We start from the raw sequence: 15,264 nt of genomic DNA, 5'->3' as shown, positions 1-15,264 counted from the left end.
GGGCTCGGCGTGAGCCGCCCCGAGCGCCGGCACGACGACACGTTCGTCCCCCGCCGGTCCAGCCGCCGCAGCACCGCCGACACCGCCGTCCTGGGCGTCGTCGTCGACGTCCCGGAGCCGTGGGCGCAGCTGCTGGTGGACTGGCGCACCAAGTGCGGTGACCCGCAGGCCAGCCTGGTCCCGCCGCACGTGACGCTGCTGCCGCCCACGGAGGTCGCCGTCGTCGACCGGCCCTCGATCAGCGCCCACCTGGCCGACGTCGCCCGCGCGCACCCGCCCTTCGACGTCCACCTGCGGGGCACGGGCACCTTCCGCCCGGTCTCCGAGGTCGTGTTCGTCGCCGTCGCCGACGGCGTCACCGACTGCACGTCGGTCGCCGGGGACGTGCGCACCGGACCGCTGCAGCGGCCGCTGTCGTTCCCGTACCACCCGCACGTCACCGTGGCCCACGACGTGCCCACCGACATGCTCGACATGGCCCAGTCCGAGCTGGCCGACGTCGACGCCCGCTTCCGGGTCGAGCACTTCACCGAGTTCGAGCAGCTGCCCTCGGGTGCCTGGGCCGTGGCCCGCCAGCACCCGCTGACCGGACCGGCACGCAGCTGAGCGCACCGACCGCCCCGCCCGCCGAGGGCGGGGGCAACGTGCTGACCCGGACCATCGACCGGCTGCGGGACCTGCTGCACCGCGAGCGGGCCAGGCACCCCTGGCTGGACCACCTGGTGCACGCCGGCGGGCAGTACAACCGCTCCCAGGGCGACCTGCTGGCGTCGGGGGTCACCTACTACGTGTTCCTGGCGCTGTTCCCGGTCGTGCTGCTCGTCGCCTCGATCGCCGGGTTCGTGCTGGCCGGCAGCCCGCTGCTGCAGCTGCAGCTGATCGCGGCGATCCGCGAGGCCGTGCCCGGCGGCACCGGACAGCAGCTGGCCTCGGCGGTCACCGACGCGATCGACGCCCGCAGCACGACCGGCCTGATCGGCCTGGTCGGCTTCCTGTTCGTCGGCCTGGGCGCGGTCGACAAGCTGCGCGTGGGCATGGACATCATCTGGCGCGGGAAACCCGACCAACCCGACTTCCTGGGCGACCGCGTCAAGGACCTGCTCGTGCTGCTGGGGTTCGCCGGGGCGGGTGTGCTGTCGATCGGCATCACCGCCGGGACGACGACGGCCGCGACGGGCCTGCTCGACCTGCTGGGCGTCGACGAGGTGCCCGGCTACTTCCTGCTGGTCTCCGCACTCGGCATCGGGCTGGTCCTGGTCGGGGACACCCTGGTCTTCCTCTGGCTGCTCAAGGGCGTGCCCAACACCCCCTACCGGGCCCGCGAGCTGCTGCCCGGGGCGGTGTTCGGCGCCGTCGGGTTCGAGGTGCTCAAGTTCGTCGGCGCCTACTACCTGAACCTGATCGGCGGCAACGCCACGATCTCGGCCTTCGGCGGATTCGTCGGGCTGATCATCTGGATCAACGTGGTCGCCCGGTTCGCCTTCTTCACGGCCGCGTGGACCTCGACCCTCCCGGCGGTCGAGCACGCGGTCGGCCAGGTGCCGCTGGGCCCCGAGGCGCCGACCCGGCTGCCCGACGTGGTGCTGGTCGACGAACGCGGTCCCCGTCCTGCTCCCCTCGCGCTGGCGGGGGGTCTGCTCGGGGTGGGAGCGGCGGCGGGGGCGGTCGCCGCCCGCTGGGCGCCACGGTGGGTGCGTCGGACCCGCGCCCGGACCACGGCCCAGGCGCCGACCGACTGACCCGGCCGGCGGGCGCACCCGCCGTCATCGCCCGTCGCCGGCCGACCAGCGTGGCTCCGACGATGCCGACCGCGCCGACCCCGAGGGCCAGCGGGACCAGCACCGAGGACTCCCCGCCCGAGGAGGCGGCCGCGGCGGCGGGCTCCGCCTGCGCAGCGGCCACCGCGTCCTCCGGCGACAGCGACCCGTCGTCGGGGGCGACCGCGCTGGGCAGCGCGACGGGCTCGGTGTCGCCGGGGTCGACCAGGGTGCCGACGCCGCTGCCGGTGGGCGCGGCGAAGCCCCAGTCCAGCAGCCGCTCGGCCTGCTCGGTGGTCGAGACCGGGTAGCGCTCGGTCTGCATGAGGCTGACCACCAGGCGCCGGCCGTCGCGCGCGGCGGCGGCCACGAAGGTGTGCCGGGCGGCGTCGGTGAACCCGGTCTTGCCGCCCAGGGTGCCCGGGTACTCGGTGAGCAGGGTGTTCTGCGACTGGATCTGGTAGCCCTCGGTGAGTCCGGCCACGGCCGGCATCTGCGCGGTCTGCGTCTGCAGGATCGCCGCGGCGGTGGGGTCGGCGATCAGCTGCCGCATGATCAGCGCGAGGTCGTAGGGCGAGGAGCTCTGCCCGGCGACGTCGAGCCCGGACGGCGTGCCGGCGACGGTGTCCAGCGCGCCGATCCGCTCGGCCGTGGCGTTCATCGCCTCCAGCGTCGCAGGCACGCCGCCGGCGGCCCGGGCGAGGGCGTTGGCGGCGTCGTTGCCCGACTGCATGACCAGCCCGTCGAACAGCAGCGACACCGGGTACTGGCCGCCGGCGACCAGGCCCACCCGGCTGCCCTCGACCGACTCGTCCTCGCGGGTGCCCTCCACGACCAGCGTCGGGTCCAGCTGCCCGACCAGGGTCAGCAGGGTCAGCGTCTTCAGCGTGCTGGCCGGGTAGTAGCGGCCGTGCGGGTCCTGGGCGCCGAGCACCTCGCCGGTGTCCATGTCGGCGACCAGCCAGCCCCGGGCGTCGATGCCCTCGGGGAGCGCGGGGGCGCCGTCGACGGTGACCAGCCCTCTGGTGTCCAGACCCGCGCCGCCCACCGTGCTGCCGTCGGGGGCGGTGCCCTGCGGGGGACCGCCGTCCATCGGGGCGGTGGGGGTGGGGGCAGCGGGGTCCACGCTCGGGCGGGGAGCTGCGTCGGACTCGGCCAGCGCGGCGGGGGCGGTGGTCAGCACGGTGAGCCCGGCGACCAGTGCCACCGCCGCCGCCCGCACTCCGGGCAGCAGGGATCGCATGGTGGGGAACGCTAACCGCGGGTGGCCGGCACGGGGCCCCGGCACGCGGTGCAGCTGCGTCACGTGACGAGCGGGCGCCCGTGTGTGTCCGGTGTGTCCACCCGCTAACGATCGGGTCTCGGTGTCCACCCGACCTCACCGCTGGCCGGTCCGGCGCGGATAGCGTGCCGACGTCGCTGCCAGGCGTCCGGGACTCCCGGGGCCAGGGCAGCCGATCACCGGAGTGCACACCCCGGGGCGTCTCCCGGGCCACCGGCCCGGGACCAGCCCCATACGAGAGGAGACCCTTCGTGCGCCGTGCGCGTGGGATGAAGGCCGCAGCGCTGCTGCTGGCCGGCAGCTTGGCCCTGGCGGCCTGTGCCAGTGACGAGGAGACCGGTGGCGGCAGCGCCAGCGGCGGCAGTGCCGCCTCGGGCGACCTGCAGATCGGCCTGGCCTACGACACCGGCGGCCGTGGCGACCGCTCCTTCAACGACTCGGCGTACGCCGGCGCCTCGGCCGCGGCCGAGGCCCTCGGTGGCGAGGTCGAGGAGTTCAGCCCGAACGACGACGGTTCCGACCGCGCCGAGGGCCTGGCCCAGCTGGCCGAGGCCGGTTACGACCCGGTCATCGCCGTCGGGTTCAACTACGACGAGGTCATCGCCGACGTCGCCGCCGACTACCCGGACACCACGTTCGCCCAGGTCGACGGTTCCAACACCCTCTTCGACGGCAGCAGCAAGGGCGACAACGTCACCGGGCTGCTCTTCGCCGAGGAGCAGGGCTCGTTCCTGGCCGGCGTCGCCGCCGCCACCAAGACCGAGACCGACAACATCGGCTTCGTCGGTGGCGTCCAGTCGCCGCTGATCGAGAAGTTCGAGGCCGGCTACACCGCGGGCGCGCAGGCCGTGAACCCGGCCATCACCGTCCAGGTGCAGTACATCTCGCCCGCCGGTGACTTCTCCGGGTTCAGCGACCCGGCCCGTGGCCAGATCGTGGCCCAGGGTCAGTTCGAGGCCGGTGCCGACATCGTCTTCCACGCTGCCGGCGGCTCCGGCCAGGGCGTCTTCGAGGCCGCTGCGGCCTCGGGCAACCGCGCCATCGGCGTCGACTCCGACCAGTACGAGACCGTCGGCGACCCGGCCCTGCAGGCCGTGATCATGACCTCGATGCTCAAGCGGGTCGACAACGCCGTCGAGGCGTTCATCACCGACTACAGCGAGGGCAACGTCGAGGGCGGCACGGACGTCGTCAACGACCTGTCGACCGACGGTGTCGGCCTGTCCGTCTCCGGCGGCCAGATCGACGACATCGCCGACGTGATCGAGGACTACAAGCAGCAGATCATCGACGGGACCATCGAGGTCCCGACGACCCCCTGATGCCCTGCTGACCGGCAGCTCATCAGCACGGCAGGACGACGACGGGCCCGGGCGGCACACGCCCGGGCCCGTCGTTTCTGCTGTGTACCGTCCCCCCGTCGGGACGACCCCGGGGTGCGATCCCCGGCCGCCGCAGATCCTGCGGCCCACCAGCAGGTCGAGACGTCGAGAGAGGCACCCAGTGACGGAGTCAGCACCGCTCGCGGTGGAGCTGCGGGGGATCACCAAGCGCTTCCCCGGGGTCGTGGCGAACCGGGACATCGAGCTGCGGGTCGCCCGCGGTGAGGTGCACGCGATCGTGGGGGAGAACGGCGCCGGCAAGTCGACGCTGATGAAGACCCTCTACGGCATGCACCGCCCCGACGAGGGCCAGATCCTGCTCGACGGCCGCGAGGTGGTCTTCAAGAGCCCCTCGGACGCCATCGCCGCCGGGGTCGGCATGGTCCACCAGCACTTCATGCTGGCCGACAACCTGACCGTGCTGGAGAACGTCGTCCTGGGTGCGGAGAAGTCGCACGGCATCGGGGAGAAGGCCCGCCGCCGGATCACCGAGATCTCCGACTCCTACGCCCTGGGTCTGGACCCCGACACCCTGGTCGAGGACCTCGGCGTGGGCGACCGGCAGCGGGTGGAGATCGCCAAGGTGCTCTACCGCGGTGCCACCACGCTGATCCTGGACGAGCCCACCGCCGTGCTGGTGCCCCAGGAGGTCGACGAGCTGTTCGGCAACCTCGCCGAGCTCAAGCGCGAGGGCCTCACCGTCATCTTCATCTCCCACAAGCTCGACGAGGTGCGCAAGGTCGCCGACTCGATCACCGTCATCCGCCGCGGCACGACCGTGGGCACCGCCGACCCGGCGACGACGTCGGCCAAGCAGCTGGCCGAGATGATGGTCGGCGCGCAGCTGCCGACGCCGCAGACCCGCACCTCCACCGTCCGGGACGCCTCGGTGCTCCTGATGAGCGGGGTCACCGTCGCGGCCCCGGGCGGGCGACCGGCGGTCGACGACGTGACCCTGCGGGTGCGCGAGGGCGAGGTCGTCGGCATCGCCGGGGTCGAGGGCAACGGCCAGGCCGAGCTCGTCGACGCGATCATGGGCCTGCGCCCGCTGGCCGCCGGCACCGTCGAGCTGGGCACCGACGACATCACCCGGTGGACCACCCGGGCCCGCCGCGAGGGCGGCATCGGCTTCATCCCGGAGGACCGGCACCGCCAGGGCATGCTGCTGGACGCCCCGCTGTGGGAGAACCGCGTGCTGGGCCACCAGACCCGCCCGCCGTCGGTGAAGGGCCCCTTCATCGACCGCCGCGGCGCCCGTGCCGACACCGCCCGGATCATGAGCGAGTACGACGTCCGCGCCCCCGGCCCGGACACCCTGGCCGTCGCGCTCTCCGGCGGCAACCAGCAGAAGCTGATCGTCGGCCGCGAGATGAGCGCCGCACCGCGGCTGCTCATCGCGGCCCACCCGACCCGCGGCGTCGACGTCGGCGCGCAGTCGGTCATCTGGGAGCTGCTCAAGGACGCCCGCGCGGAGGGGATGGGGATCGTGCTGATCTCGGCCGACCTGGACGAGCTGATCGGGTTGTCGGACACGCTGCACGTGATGCTGCGCGGCCGCCTCGTCGCCACCCTGGACCCGTCGTCGCTGACCCCCGAGGAGCTCGGTGGGCACATGACCGGCGCCGTGCAGGCCGCCGGGAGCCCGGCGTGAACCGGGTGCGTGGGTTCGGCACCTCGCTGATCGCCCCGGCGCTGGCCATCGGCGTCGCGCTGGTGATCTCCGCGCTGGTGATCCTGGTGATCGGGCAGGACCCGCTGACCGCCGTCAAGGTCATGTTCGACTTCGGCGACACCCCCAGCCAGCAGACCCAGGCCATCGTCACCGTGCTCAACCGGGCGGTGCCGCTGTTCCTGGCCGGGCTGGCGGTCTCCGTCGCGTTCCGGATGGGCCTGTTCAACATCGGCGTCGAGGGCCAGTACCGGCTGGCCACGATCGTGGCCGCCGGCGCCGGCGCCGCGGTCGCCCTCCCGGGCCCGCTGCACCTGGTCTTCATCATCGTCGTGGCCATGCTGGTCGGGGCCCTGTGGGCCGGCATCGTCGGCGTCCTCAAGGTCACCCGCGGGGTCAGCGAGGTGATCAGCTCGATCATGCTGAACTTCATCGCGGCCGGGCTGGCGTCCACGCTGCTCACCGGCCCGCTGCGCGGCAGCGGTGAGGGCGCCTCGATCATCACCACCCGCGAGCTCCCCGAGTCCGCCTGGTTCCCCGACCTGAACGGGCTGTTCACCGTGCTGGGCCTGGCCCAGCCGCGCACCGAGCTCTTCGGCTTCCTGGTGGTCGCGGGCCTGGCCGGCATCGTCATCTCGGTGCTGATCAAGCGCACCCGGTTCGGCTTCGACCTGCGCGCCAGTGGCCTGTCGCCCTCGGCGGCCAGCGCCAGCGGCGTCGACGCCCGCGGCATGGTCGTGAAGACGATGCTGATCTCCGGTGCCGTCGCCGGGCTGATCGGGCTGCCCGACCTGCTGGGCTCCACGCACAGCTACGGCACCGAGTTCACCGCCGGGCTGGGCTTCCTGGGCATCGCGGTCGCCCTGCTGGGCCGCAACAACCCCCTCGGCATCGCCTTCGGTGCGCTGCTGTTCGGCTTCCTGGACCGCGCGGCCATCCCGCTGCAGTTCGCCGACATCCCCGCCTCGGTGGTCACGATCATCCAGGGCACGATCGTGCTCGCCGTCGTCGTCGCCAACGAGATCGCCCGCCGGCTCGTCCGGCGCCGGGCCGAGGGCGGCGCCGCCGTGAGCGCCCCGTCCACCGGTGACGGCAGCACCGGCGGCGGCCTCGGGCCCGACGGCGGCCTCCCACCGGACGACGGCCCCGGCGGTGCCGGACCCGACGGCGGGCAGGGCCCCGCACTCACCTCCGCGACCGGGTCCGCCGGCCGCAGCGACACGACGGGCGGCCGGGCATGAGCACCGCGGTGACGACGACGGAGCGCTCCGCGCCCTCCCGCGGGCCGGTGACCGAGCTGTTCCTCGGCGGCGGCCGGTCCCGCCGGATCACCTGGCTCCTGGTCGGGTTGATCGTGCTGTTCTCCGCGGTCCGGGTGATCAGCGGCGAGGCGGCCCTGACGTCGTCCTCGACGTTCTCGGCCGCGCTGCTGCTGGCCGTGCCGCTGCTCCTGGTCGCCCTCGGCGGGCTGTTCGCCGAGCGGGCCGGCGTGGTGAACATCGGCCTGGACGGGATGATGATCCTGGGCACCTGGGGGGCCGGGTTCGCCGGCTACCAGTGGGGCTGGGTCGGGGCAGTCGTCGGCGGGATCGTCGCCGGTGCGATCGGCGGCCTGCTGCACGCGATCGCCACGGTGACCTTCGGGGTCGACCACGTGGTCTCCGGTGTGGCGATCAACATCCTCGCCGGCGGCATCGTCCGCTTCCTCTCCGAGCTGCTCTACACCGACAACCCGGCCGGCGGCGGTGTCACCCAGTCCCCGGCGCTGTCGTCGCGTCCACCGAGCTTCTCGCTGCCGGTGCTGTCCTCGGGTCCCGACCTGCTCGGTGACCTGGAGAGCAAGCAGTGGTTCCTGCTGTCCGACGTCGCCGGTCTGCTCCGCGGGCTGACCAACGGGGTCGGCGTGCTCACCGTCGTCGCCGTCCTGCTGGTGCCGGCGGCCTACCTGCTGCTCTGGCGGACGGCGTTCGGGCTGCGGCTGCGCTCGTGCGGGGAGAACCCGGCGGCCGCGGACTCCCTCGGCGTCCCGGTCTACCGGCTCAAGTACATCGCGGTGATCGTGTCCGGTGGTCTGGCCGGCCTGGGCGGGGTCTTCCTGGTCTTCATCGCCAACATCTACCGCGAGGGCCAGACCAACGGCCGTGGGTTCATCGGCCTGGCCGCGCTGATCTTCGGCAACTGGCGGCCCGGTGGGCTGGCCGCCGGCGCCGGGCTGTTCGGCTTCGCCGACGCCCTGCAGCTGCGCAGCCGCACCGGCGTGGTCGCGCTGCTGCTGCTGGTCGCGGTGCTGCTGGCCGGGGTCGCGGTCTACCAGGCCACCCGGCGCAAGGCCACCCAGGCGATCATCGCCGCGGCCTTCGCCGCCGCTTCGCTGTCGGGGTACCTGACCATCGACGTGCTGCCCGAGGGCATCGTGTCCTTCACCCCGCACATCACCACGCTGCTGGTGCTGTCCCTGGCCTCGCAACGGCTGCGGATGCCCAAGGCGGACGGACTCGTGTACCGGAGAGGCGAACACTGATGCCCGAGATCGACTGGGACGCCCTGCGCACCGCTGCCCGCGAGGCGATGACGCACGCCTACGCCCCGTACTCGCACTTCCCGGTGGGCGTCGCCGGGCTGGTGGACGACGGCCGGCTGGTCACCGGGTGCAACGTGGAGAACGCCTCCTACGGCATCGGGCTGTGCGCCGAGTGCGGGATGGTCAGCGAGCTGGCCCGCTCCGGCGGCGGCCGGCTGGTCGCGGTGGCCTGCGTCGGTGGTGACGGTCAGCCGTTGATGCCGTGCGGGCGGTGCCGGCAGCTGCTCTGGGAGTTCGGCGGTGCGGAGATGATGATCGAGACCGTGTCGCTGGGCATCGTGCCCATGCGCGAGGTGCTGCCCGACGCGTTCGGCCCCGACGACCTGGTCGCGGCGGCCGCCCGGTGAGCGCGCACGACGCGATCGACGTCATCCGGGCCAAGCGGGACGGCGTCGAGCTCACCGGCGACCAGATCCGCTGGGTGATCGGCGCCTACACGGCGGGCCGGGTGCCCGACGAGCAGATGAGCGCGCTGCTGATGAGCGTCTTCTTCCGCGGCATGACACCGGCCGAGCTCGCCGCCTGGACCCAGGCGATGATCGACTCCGGCGTCCGCAAGGACCTCTCGTCGCTGGGCCGGCCGACCGCGGACAAGCACTCCACCGGCGGCGTGGGGGACAAGACCACCCTGCCGCTGGCCCCGCTCGTCGCGGCCTGCGGGGTCGCCGTCCCGCAGCTGTCGGGCCGCGGGCTGGGCCACACCGGCGGCACGCTGGACAAGCTCGAGGCGATCCCGGGGTGGCGGGCCGACCTGAGCGAGGACGAGTACCTCGCCCAGCTGCGCGACATCGGCGCGGTGGTCTGCGCGGCCGGGAACGACCTGGCCCCGGCGGACAAGCTGCTCTACGCGCTGCGCGACGTCACCGGCACCGTCGAGTCGATCCCGCTGATCGCCAGCTCGATCATGAGCAAGAAGATCGCCGAGGGCGCCGACGCGCTGGTGCTCGACGTCAAGACCGGGTCCGGGGCGTTCATGAAGGACGTCGAGAGCTCCCGCGAGCTGGCCCGCACCATGGTCGGGCTGGGCGAGGCCGCCGGCGTGCACACCGTCGCGCTGGTGACCGCCATGGACCGTCCGCTGGGCCGGGCCGCGGGCAACGCCGTCGAGGTCGCGGAGTCCCTGGAGGTGCTCGCCGGGGGCGGGCCGGCCGACCTGGTCGAGCTCACCCTGGCGCTGGCCCGGGAGATGCTGGCCGGGGCCGGCCGCACCGACGTCGACCCCGCTGCCGCGCTGGCCGACGGCCGGGCGATGGACAGCTGGAACGCGATGATCCGGGCCCAGGGCGGCGACCCCACCGCCCCGCTGCCGCAGCCCACCGAGCGGCACGTGGTGACCGCACCGGCCACCGGCACGCTCACCCGGCTGGACGCCTACGCTCTCGGCGTGGCCGCCTGGCGGCTCGGCGCCGGCCGGGCCCGCAAGGAGGACCCGGTGTCCGCCGCCGCGGGTGTCGTCTGGCACGCCGGGGTGGGGGAGCAGGTCACCGCCGGCCAGCCGCTGTTGGAGCTGCAGACCGACGACCCGACCCGGATCGAGCGCGCCCTGCAGGCCCTGGACGGCGCCGTCGGCGTGGACACCGACGACGTCCCCCTGCCGCTGGTCGTGGACCGGATCACCGCCTGACCGGAGTGCCCGGGCGCAGGAAACCCGCACCCGGGCACTCCGCACAGACACATGGGGGAGACTCGGTCCCCGTGAGCAGTTCCGCCGCGACGGCAGCACCCAGCAGCACCGGCCCGCTCGACCCCGATGCGGCCATCAGCGTCCGCGGGCTGGTGAAGCGCTACGGCGACCGCAACGCCGTCGACGGCCTGGACCTCGACATCCGCCGCGGTGAGGTGTTCGCGCTGCTCGGCCCGAACGGGGCGGGCAAGACCACCACCGTCGAGGTGCTCGAGGGCTACCGCTCCCGGGACGGCGGCGAGGTGCAGGTGCTCGGCGTCGACCCGGCGCACGGCGGTCGGCGGTGGAAGTCCGACATCGGCATCGTGCTGCAGTCCGGTGGCGGCGACAGCCAGCTGACCTGCCTGGAGCTGCTGACCGCCCAGGCCGCGTACTACCCCGACGCCCGCGAGCCGGCCGAGGTGCTGGAGCTCGTCGGCCTGACCGAGAAGGCGAAGGCCCGCGGCCGGTCGCTGTCCGGAGGCCAGCGGCGCCGGCTCGACGTCGCGCTGGGCATCGTCGGCCGGCCCGCGCTGCTGTTCCTCGACGAGCCCACCACCGGGTTCGACCCCGAGGCCCGGCGCCAGTTCTGGTCGCTGATCCGCTCCCTGCGCGACCTGGGGACGACGATGCTGCTGACCACCCACTACCTGGACGAGGCCGAGGAGCTGGCCGACCGGGTCGGGGTCATCACCGGCGGCCGGCTGGTCGAGGTCGCCGTCCCCTCGGCCCTGGGTGGCCGCGGGCAGGCCCCCGCCGTCGTCAGCTGGACCGAGGACGGCGCCCGACGCACCGAGGCGACCGCCACCCCCACGGCCTTCGTCGCCACCCTGGCCGCCCGGTTCCCCGGCGAGGTCCCCGACCTCGCCGTCGCCCGGCCCACGCTCGAGGACGTGTACCTGCAGATGATCGGCCAGTCCGACCCCGCCGAGACCGTGGCGGTGGCCTCGTGAGCGCCCCCACGGTGAAGCTCCCGTCCCTGGCACGGGTCTACCGGGTGCGCGCCGGGGTGGAGCTCAAGGAGTTCTTCCGGCAGCGCGAGTCCGTCGTCTTCACGCTGATGTTCCCGGTGATCCTGCTCGTCGTCTTCGGCGCGGTGCTGGACTACGACATCGGTGGCGGCGTCAGCTTCACCCAGTACTTCATGGCCGGGGTGATCGCGGCCGGGATCCTGGGCGCGAGCCTGCAGAACATGGCGATCAACATCGCCACCGAGCGCAGCGACGGCTCGCTCAAGCACCTGGCCGGCACGCCCATGCCCAAGAGCGCCTACTTCGTCGGCAAGATCGCCCAGGTCTTCGCCGTGACCGTCGCGACGATCGTGATCCTGCTGGTCGTCGGTGTGGTGCTCTACGGCATCGACCTGCCCAGCGGGGCCGACTGGCTGACCTTCCTGTGGGTCGCGTTCCTCGGCTCGGCGGCCTGCACCCTGCTGGGCATCGCCGTCTCCAGCCTGGCCAAGAACGGTCGGTCGGCGTCGGCGACGGTCACCCCGTTCGCGCTGATCCTGCAGTTCATCTCCGGGGTGTTCTTCCGGTTCGACCAGATCCCCACCTGGATGCAGACCATCGCCTCGGTCTTCCCGCTGAAGTGGATGGCCCAGGGCCTGCGCTCGGTGTTCCTGCCCGACGTCCTCGCCGCGCAGGAGCCGGCCGGGTCGTGGGAGCTGGGCCGGGTCGCGCTGGTGCTCCTGGTGTGGGTCGCGGTCGGGCTGGGGCTGTGCGTGCTGACCTTCCGCTGGCGGGACCGCGCGGACGGGTAGCGTGCCGCGGATGTCCGCCGCACCGACCCCGGAGACCCTCGCCCGCGCCCCCAAGGTGCTCCTGCACGACCACCTGGATGGCGGGCTCCGGCCGCAGACGGTCCTCGAGCTGGCCGACCAGATCGGCTACCGCGAGCTGCCCGCCGACGACGCCGCGTCCCTGGGGGCCTGGTTCCGGCAGGCCGCCGACTCCGGCTCCCTGGTGCGCTACCTGGAGACCTTCGCGCACACCGTCGGGGTCATGCAGACCCCCGAGGCGGTGCACCGGGTCGCCCGGGAGGCCGCCCTGGACCTCGCCGCCGACGGCGTGGTGCACGCCGAGGTGCGCATGGCCCCGGAGCTGCTGACCGCGATGCCGATCGAGGCCGCGGTCGAGGCGATGCTCGACGGCTACGCCACCGGTGCACGGGAAGCCGGGACGATCCGGGTCGGCACGCTGCTGTGCGCGATGCGCCAGGCCGACCGGTGGGACGAGGTCGCCGGTCTCGTCGTCCGCTACCGGGACGCCGGCGTCGTTGGCTTCGACCTTGCCGGCCCGGAGATCGGCTTCCCCGCCGACCGGCACCCCTCCGCCATCGCGCTGCTGGACCGGGCGCAGGCGCACCGCACGATCCACGCCGGCGAGGCGCACGGCGTCGAGAGCATCAGGGTGGCCCTCGACGGTGCCTGCGCCGAGCGGCTGGGCCACGGGGTGCGGATCGCCGACGAGGTGCCCGAGGACGGCGGACCGCTGGGCCCGACGGCGCAGCGGGTGCTCGACGAGCAGGTGCCCCTGGAGGTCGCCCCGTCGTCGAACGTGCAGACCGGCGCCTACAGCTCGCTGGCCCGCCACCCGGTCGGCCGGCTGCACGCCCTCGGCTTCGCCGTCACCCTCAACACCGACAACCGGCTGATGAGCGGGGTGTCCACCAGCTCCGAGTTCGCTGCCGTCGTGGCCGCGCACGGCTGGGGGTGGGACGACGTCCAGACCGTCACCGAGCGGGCCGTGGCCGCCGCCTTCCTGGCCGACGGCGACCGCGCGCAGCTGCTCGCCGACGTCCGGTCGGGGTACGCCGCACTGCGGGGGTGAGCGCGCACACCCGTCCGTGGGAATCAATCCCCGGCGATCGCTGCTAACCTCGACGTGCCGGCGAGTGCCGGCCATCCTCCCGGACGGTCCTGTCCGGGGAAGAGCGCATCCGTGCAGATCCAGCGTCACCGTCGACGCACGCGATCACCAGTGAAGGCGCCGGGTCCCCCGGCAGCTCTGCACCACCCACGGGACGCGCCCCGATCTGTATCGGAGTTCCCGCTTGTCCTCGTTCGACTCTGTCGACACCAGCACCACCGTTCCCACCACCGAGGCTCCTGAGGCCGCTGTCGAGACCCCCGAGGTCGAGACCGCCGCCGAGCCCACCGGCCCCTCGTTCGCCCAGCTCGGTCTCCAGCAGCAGCTGGTCACCGCGCTCGAGCGCAAGGGCATCCGGCACCCGTTCGCCATCCAGACCTCCGCCCTGCCGGACGCCATGGCCGGCCGCGACGTGCTCGGCAAGGCAGCCACCGGCTCGGGCAAGACCCTGGCCTTCGGTCTGCCCCTCCTGCACCGCCTCGGCCAGGACGTCCAGCACGGTCGCCGCGCCCCGCGTGGCCTCGTGCTCGTCCCCACCCGTGAGCTCGCGCAGCAGGTGCACGACGCGCTGGCCCCGCTGGGCCAGTCCAACGGCGTGCAGCTCGCCGCGGTCTACGGCGGTGCCTCGATGTACCGCCAGATCCAGCAGCTGCGCCGCGGCGTCGACGTCGTCATCGCGACGCCGGGCCGCCTGCAGGACCTGATCAACCAGGGCGAGTGCTCGCTCACCGACGTCGAGATCTCGGTCATCGACGAGGCGGACTTCATGTCCGACCTGGGCTTCCTGCCCGTGGTGAAGGAGCTGCTCGACCAGACCCGCACCGACGGTCAGCGCCTGCTCTTCTCGGCCACCCTGGACGGTGAGGTCGACAGCCTCGTCCGTCGTTACCTCAAGGACCCGGCCCGTCACTCGGTGGTCACCGCCGCCGACGCCGCGCCGCCGGCCGAGCACCGCGCCTACAGCGTGTCCTTCCCGGACCGCCTGCGGGTCACCGAGCAGCTCGCCGCCCGCCCGGGCCGCACGATCATCTTCGTGCGCACCCAGCACGGCGCCGACCGGCTCGCCGACAACCTGCAGCAGGTCGGCATCAAGGCCGAGCCGATCCACGGCGGTCTGCCGCAGTCGGCCCGTCGCCGCGCGCTCGAGGCGTTCACCGACGCCCGCTCGCCGGTCCTGGTCGCCACCGACGTCGCCGCCCGCGGCATCCACGTCGACGACGTGTCGCTGGTCCTGCACTACGACCCGCCGGCAGACCACAAGACCTACCTGCACCGCTCCGGCCGCACCGCGCGCGCCGGTGCCGCGGGTGTCGTCGTCTCGCTGCTGCTGCCCGACCAGGTGGGCCAGGCCAAGCGCCGCTTCCGCCAGGCCGCGGTGAACACCGACGTGTCCCGGATCCGTCCGGGCGACGCCCCGATCGCCGAGCTCGTGGCGGCCGGTGTGCACGTCGAGCCCGTCGAGCGTCCGGTCCGTCCCTCGCGGGGTGGCTCGTCCTCGGGTCGCCCGCGTCGTGAGGGTGGCGGCGACCGTCGTCCCCGTCGCGAGGGCTTCGGCGACCGCCCGGCCCGTCCGGCCGGCGAGCGTCCCTCCTACGGCGACCGTCCGGCCCGCCCGGCCGGTGACCGCCCGTCCTACGGCGACCGTCCGGCCCGTCCCGCCGGTGACCGTCCCACCTACGGGGACCGCCGTTCGCCCGGCGCCCGCCCCACCGGTGGCGGCCAGGGCGGACGCCCGCCCCGCCCGGCCCGCTCGTACTGATCCACCCCTGAACGGCTGAACGGCCGGTCCCCCTCACGGGGGGCCGGCCGTTCTGCTGTGCAGGACGAGAAGCGCCCTTCTCGTCAGGACTCCTGACGAGAAGGGCGCTTCTCGTCAGTCCCGGAAGACCAGGGCGGTGCTGACCTCGCGGACGAGCTCGTCCCACGGGCCGGTGAGGGCGGCGGCGTCCTCGGCGCGCAGGGCGGCCTGCGGCTCGCGGTCGCTGCGGGCCACGGCCTGCCCGAGCGGGGTGCTCGGGGCGAGCAGCTCCTCGACCCGGGGCAGTCCGGCGTACTCGGCC

13 protein-coding genes are annotated in these 15,264 nt (G+C 73.7%); 12 read left to right on the top strand and 1 reads right to left on the bottom strand.

What is annotated here, in order from left to right:
- The first annotated feature begins 9 nt into the window (after positions 1–9).
- Positions 10–606 (top strand): 2'-5' RNA ligase family protein, encoded by a 597-nt coding sequence (locus F1C76_05130; GenBank protein QNG36051.1) that lies wholly within the window; start codon positions 10–12, stop codon positions 604–606.
- 38 nt (positions 607–644) lie between these two features.
- A complete protein-coding gene (locus F1C76_05125) occupies positions 645–1,739 on the top strand; it encodes a YihY/virulence factor BrkB family protein (GenBank protein QNG36050.1) in 1,095 nt (364 codons plus the stop codon).
- On the opposite strand, the gene F1C76_05120 is transcribed toward F1C76_05125, so the two are convergent.
- Positions 1,486–3,000: a D-alanyl-D-alanine carboxypeptidase gene (locus F1C76_05120; GenBank protein QNG36049.1), complete on the bottom strand. Its 1,515-nt coding sequence runs from the start codon at positions 2,998–3,000 to the stop codon at positions 1,486–1,488. The two genes, F1C76_05125 and F1C76_05120, sit on opposite strands and share 254 nt — an antisense overlap.
- A gap of 290 nt (positions 3,001–3,290) precedes the next feature.
- Between F1C76_05120 and F1C76_05115 the strand changes: the two genes are divergently transcribed.
- The 10 genes from F1C76_05115 (at position 3,291) to F1C76_05070 (ending at position 14,963) form a co-directional block, all read left to right on the top strand.
- Positions 3,291–4,361 (top strand): BMP family ABC transporter substrate-binding protein, encoded by a 1,071-nt coding sequence (locus tag F1C76_05115; GenBank protein QNG36048.1) that lies wholly within the window; start codon positions 3,291–3,293, stop codon positions 4,359–4,361.
- A gap of 181 nt (positions 4,362–4,542) precedes the next feature.
- Entirely contained in the window at positions 4,543–6,072 is a 1,530-nt protein-coding gene (locus tag F1C76_05110; protein ID QNG36047.1) for an ABC transporter ATP-binding protein, read from the top strand.
- Positions 6,069–7,331 carry an ABC transporter permease gene (locus F1C76_05105; protein ID QNG36046.1) on the top strand — a complete coding sequence of 421 codons (1,263 nt, stop codon included), beginning with the start codon at positions 6,069–6,071 and terminating at the stop codon, positions 7,329–7,331. Before F1C76_05110 ends, F1C76_05105 begins: the two co-directional genes overlap by 4 nt.
- Complete coding sequence (locus F1C76_05100) at positions 7,328–8,611, top strand: ABC transporter permease (protein QNG36045.1); 1,284 nt, start codon at positions 7,328–7,330, stop codon at positions 8,609–8,611. The genes F1C76_05105 and F1C76_05100 overlap by 4 nt, the downstream gene beginning before the upstream one ends.
- The gene (locus tag F1C76_05095; GenBank protein ID QNG36044.1) at positions 8,611–9,018 is read left to right on the top strand and encodes a cytidine deaminase; all 408 of its coding nucleotides are present in this window, start codon (positions 8,611–8,613) and stop codon (positions 9,016–9,018) included. The genes F1C76_05100 and F1C76_05095 overlap by 1 nt, the downstream gene beginning before the upstream one ends.
- A complete protein-coding gene (locus tag F1C76_05090; protein QNG36043.1) occupies positions 9,015–10,295 on the top strand; it encodes a thymidine phosphorylase in 1,281 nt (426 codons plus the stop codon). The genes F1C76_05095 and F1C76_05090 overlap by 4 nt, the downstream gene beginning before the upstream one ends.
- Before the next feature lie 71 nt (positions 10,296–10,366).
- Positions 10,367–11,287, top strand: coding sequence for an ABC transporter ATP-binding protein (locus F1C76_05085; GenBank protein QNG36042.1), 921 nt, complete (start codon positions 10,367–10,369; stop codon positions 11,285–11,287).
- Positions 11,284–12,096, top strand: coding sequence for an ABC transporter permease (locus F1C76_05080; GenBank protein QNG36041.1), 813 nt, complete (start codon positions 11,284–11,286; stop codon positions 12,094–12,096). Before F1C76_05085 ends, F1C76_05080 begins: the two co-directional genes overlap by 4 nt.
- Before the next feature lie 10 nt (positions 12,097–12,106).
- Positions 12,107–13,165 (top strand): adenosine deaminase, encoded by a 1,059-nt coding sequence (locus tag F1C76_05075; GenBank protein ID QNG36040.1) that lies wholly within the window; start codon positions 12,107–12,109, stop codon positions 13,163–13,165.
- Positions 13,166–13,388: 223 nt separating this feature from the next.
- Positions 13,389–14,963, top strand: a complete 1,575-nt coding sequence (locus F1C76_05070) for a DEAD/DEAH box helicase (protein QNG36039.1) — start codon at positions 13,389–13,391, stop codon at positions 14,961–14,963.
- The last annotated feature ends 301 nt before the right edge of the window (positions 14,964–15,264 follow it).

Source organism: Geodermatophilaceae bacterium NBWT11, assembly GCA_014218215.1.
Classification (GTDB): Bacteria; Actinomycetota; Actinomycetes; order Mycobacteriales; family Geodermatophilaceae; genus Klenkia.
This window is presented reverse-complemented; position numbering and strand designations above follow the sequence as displayed.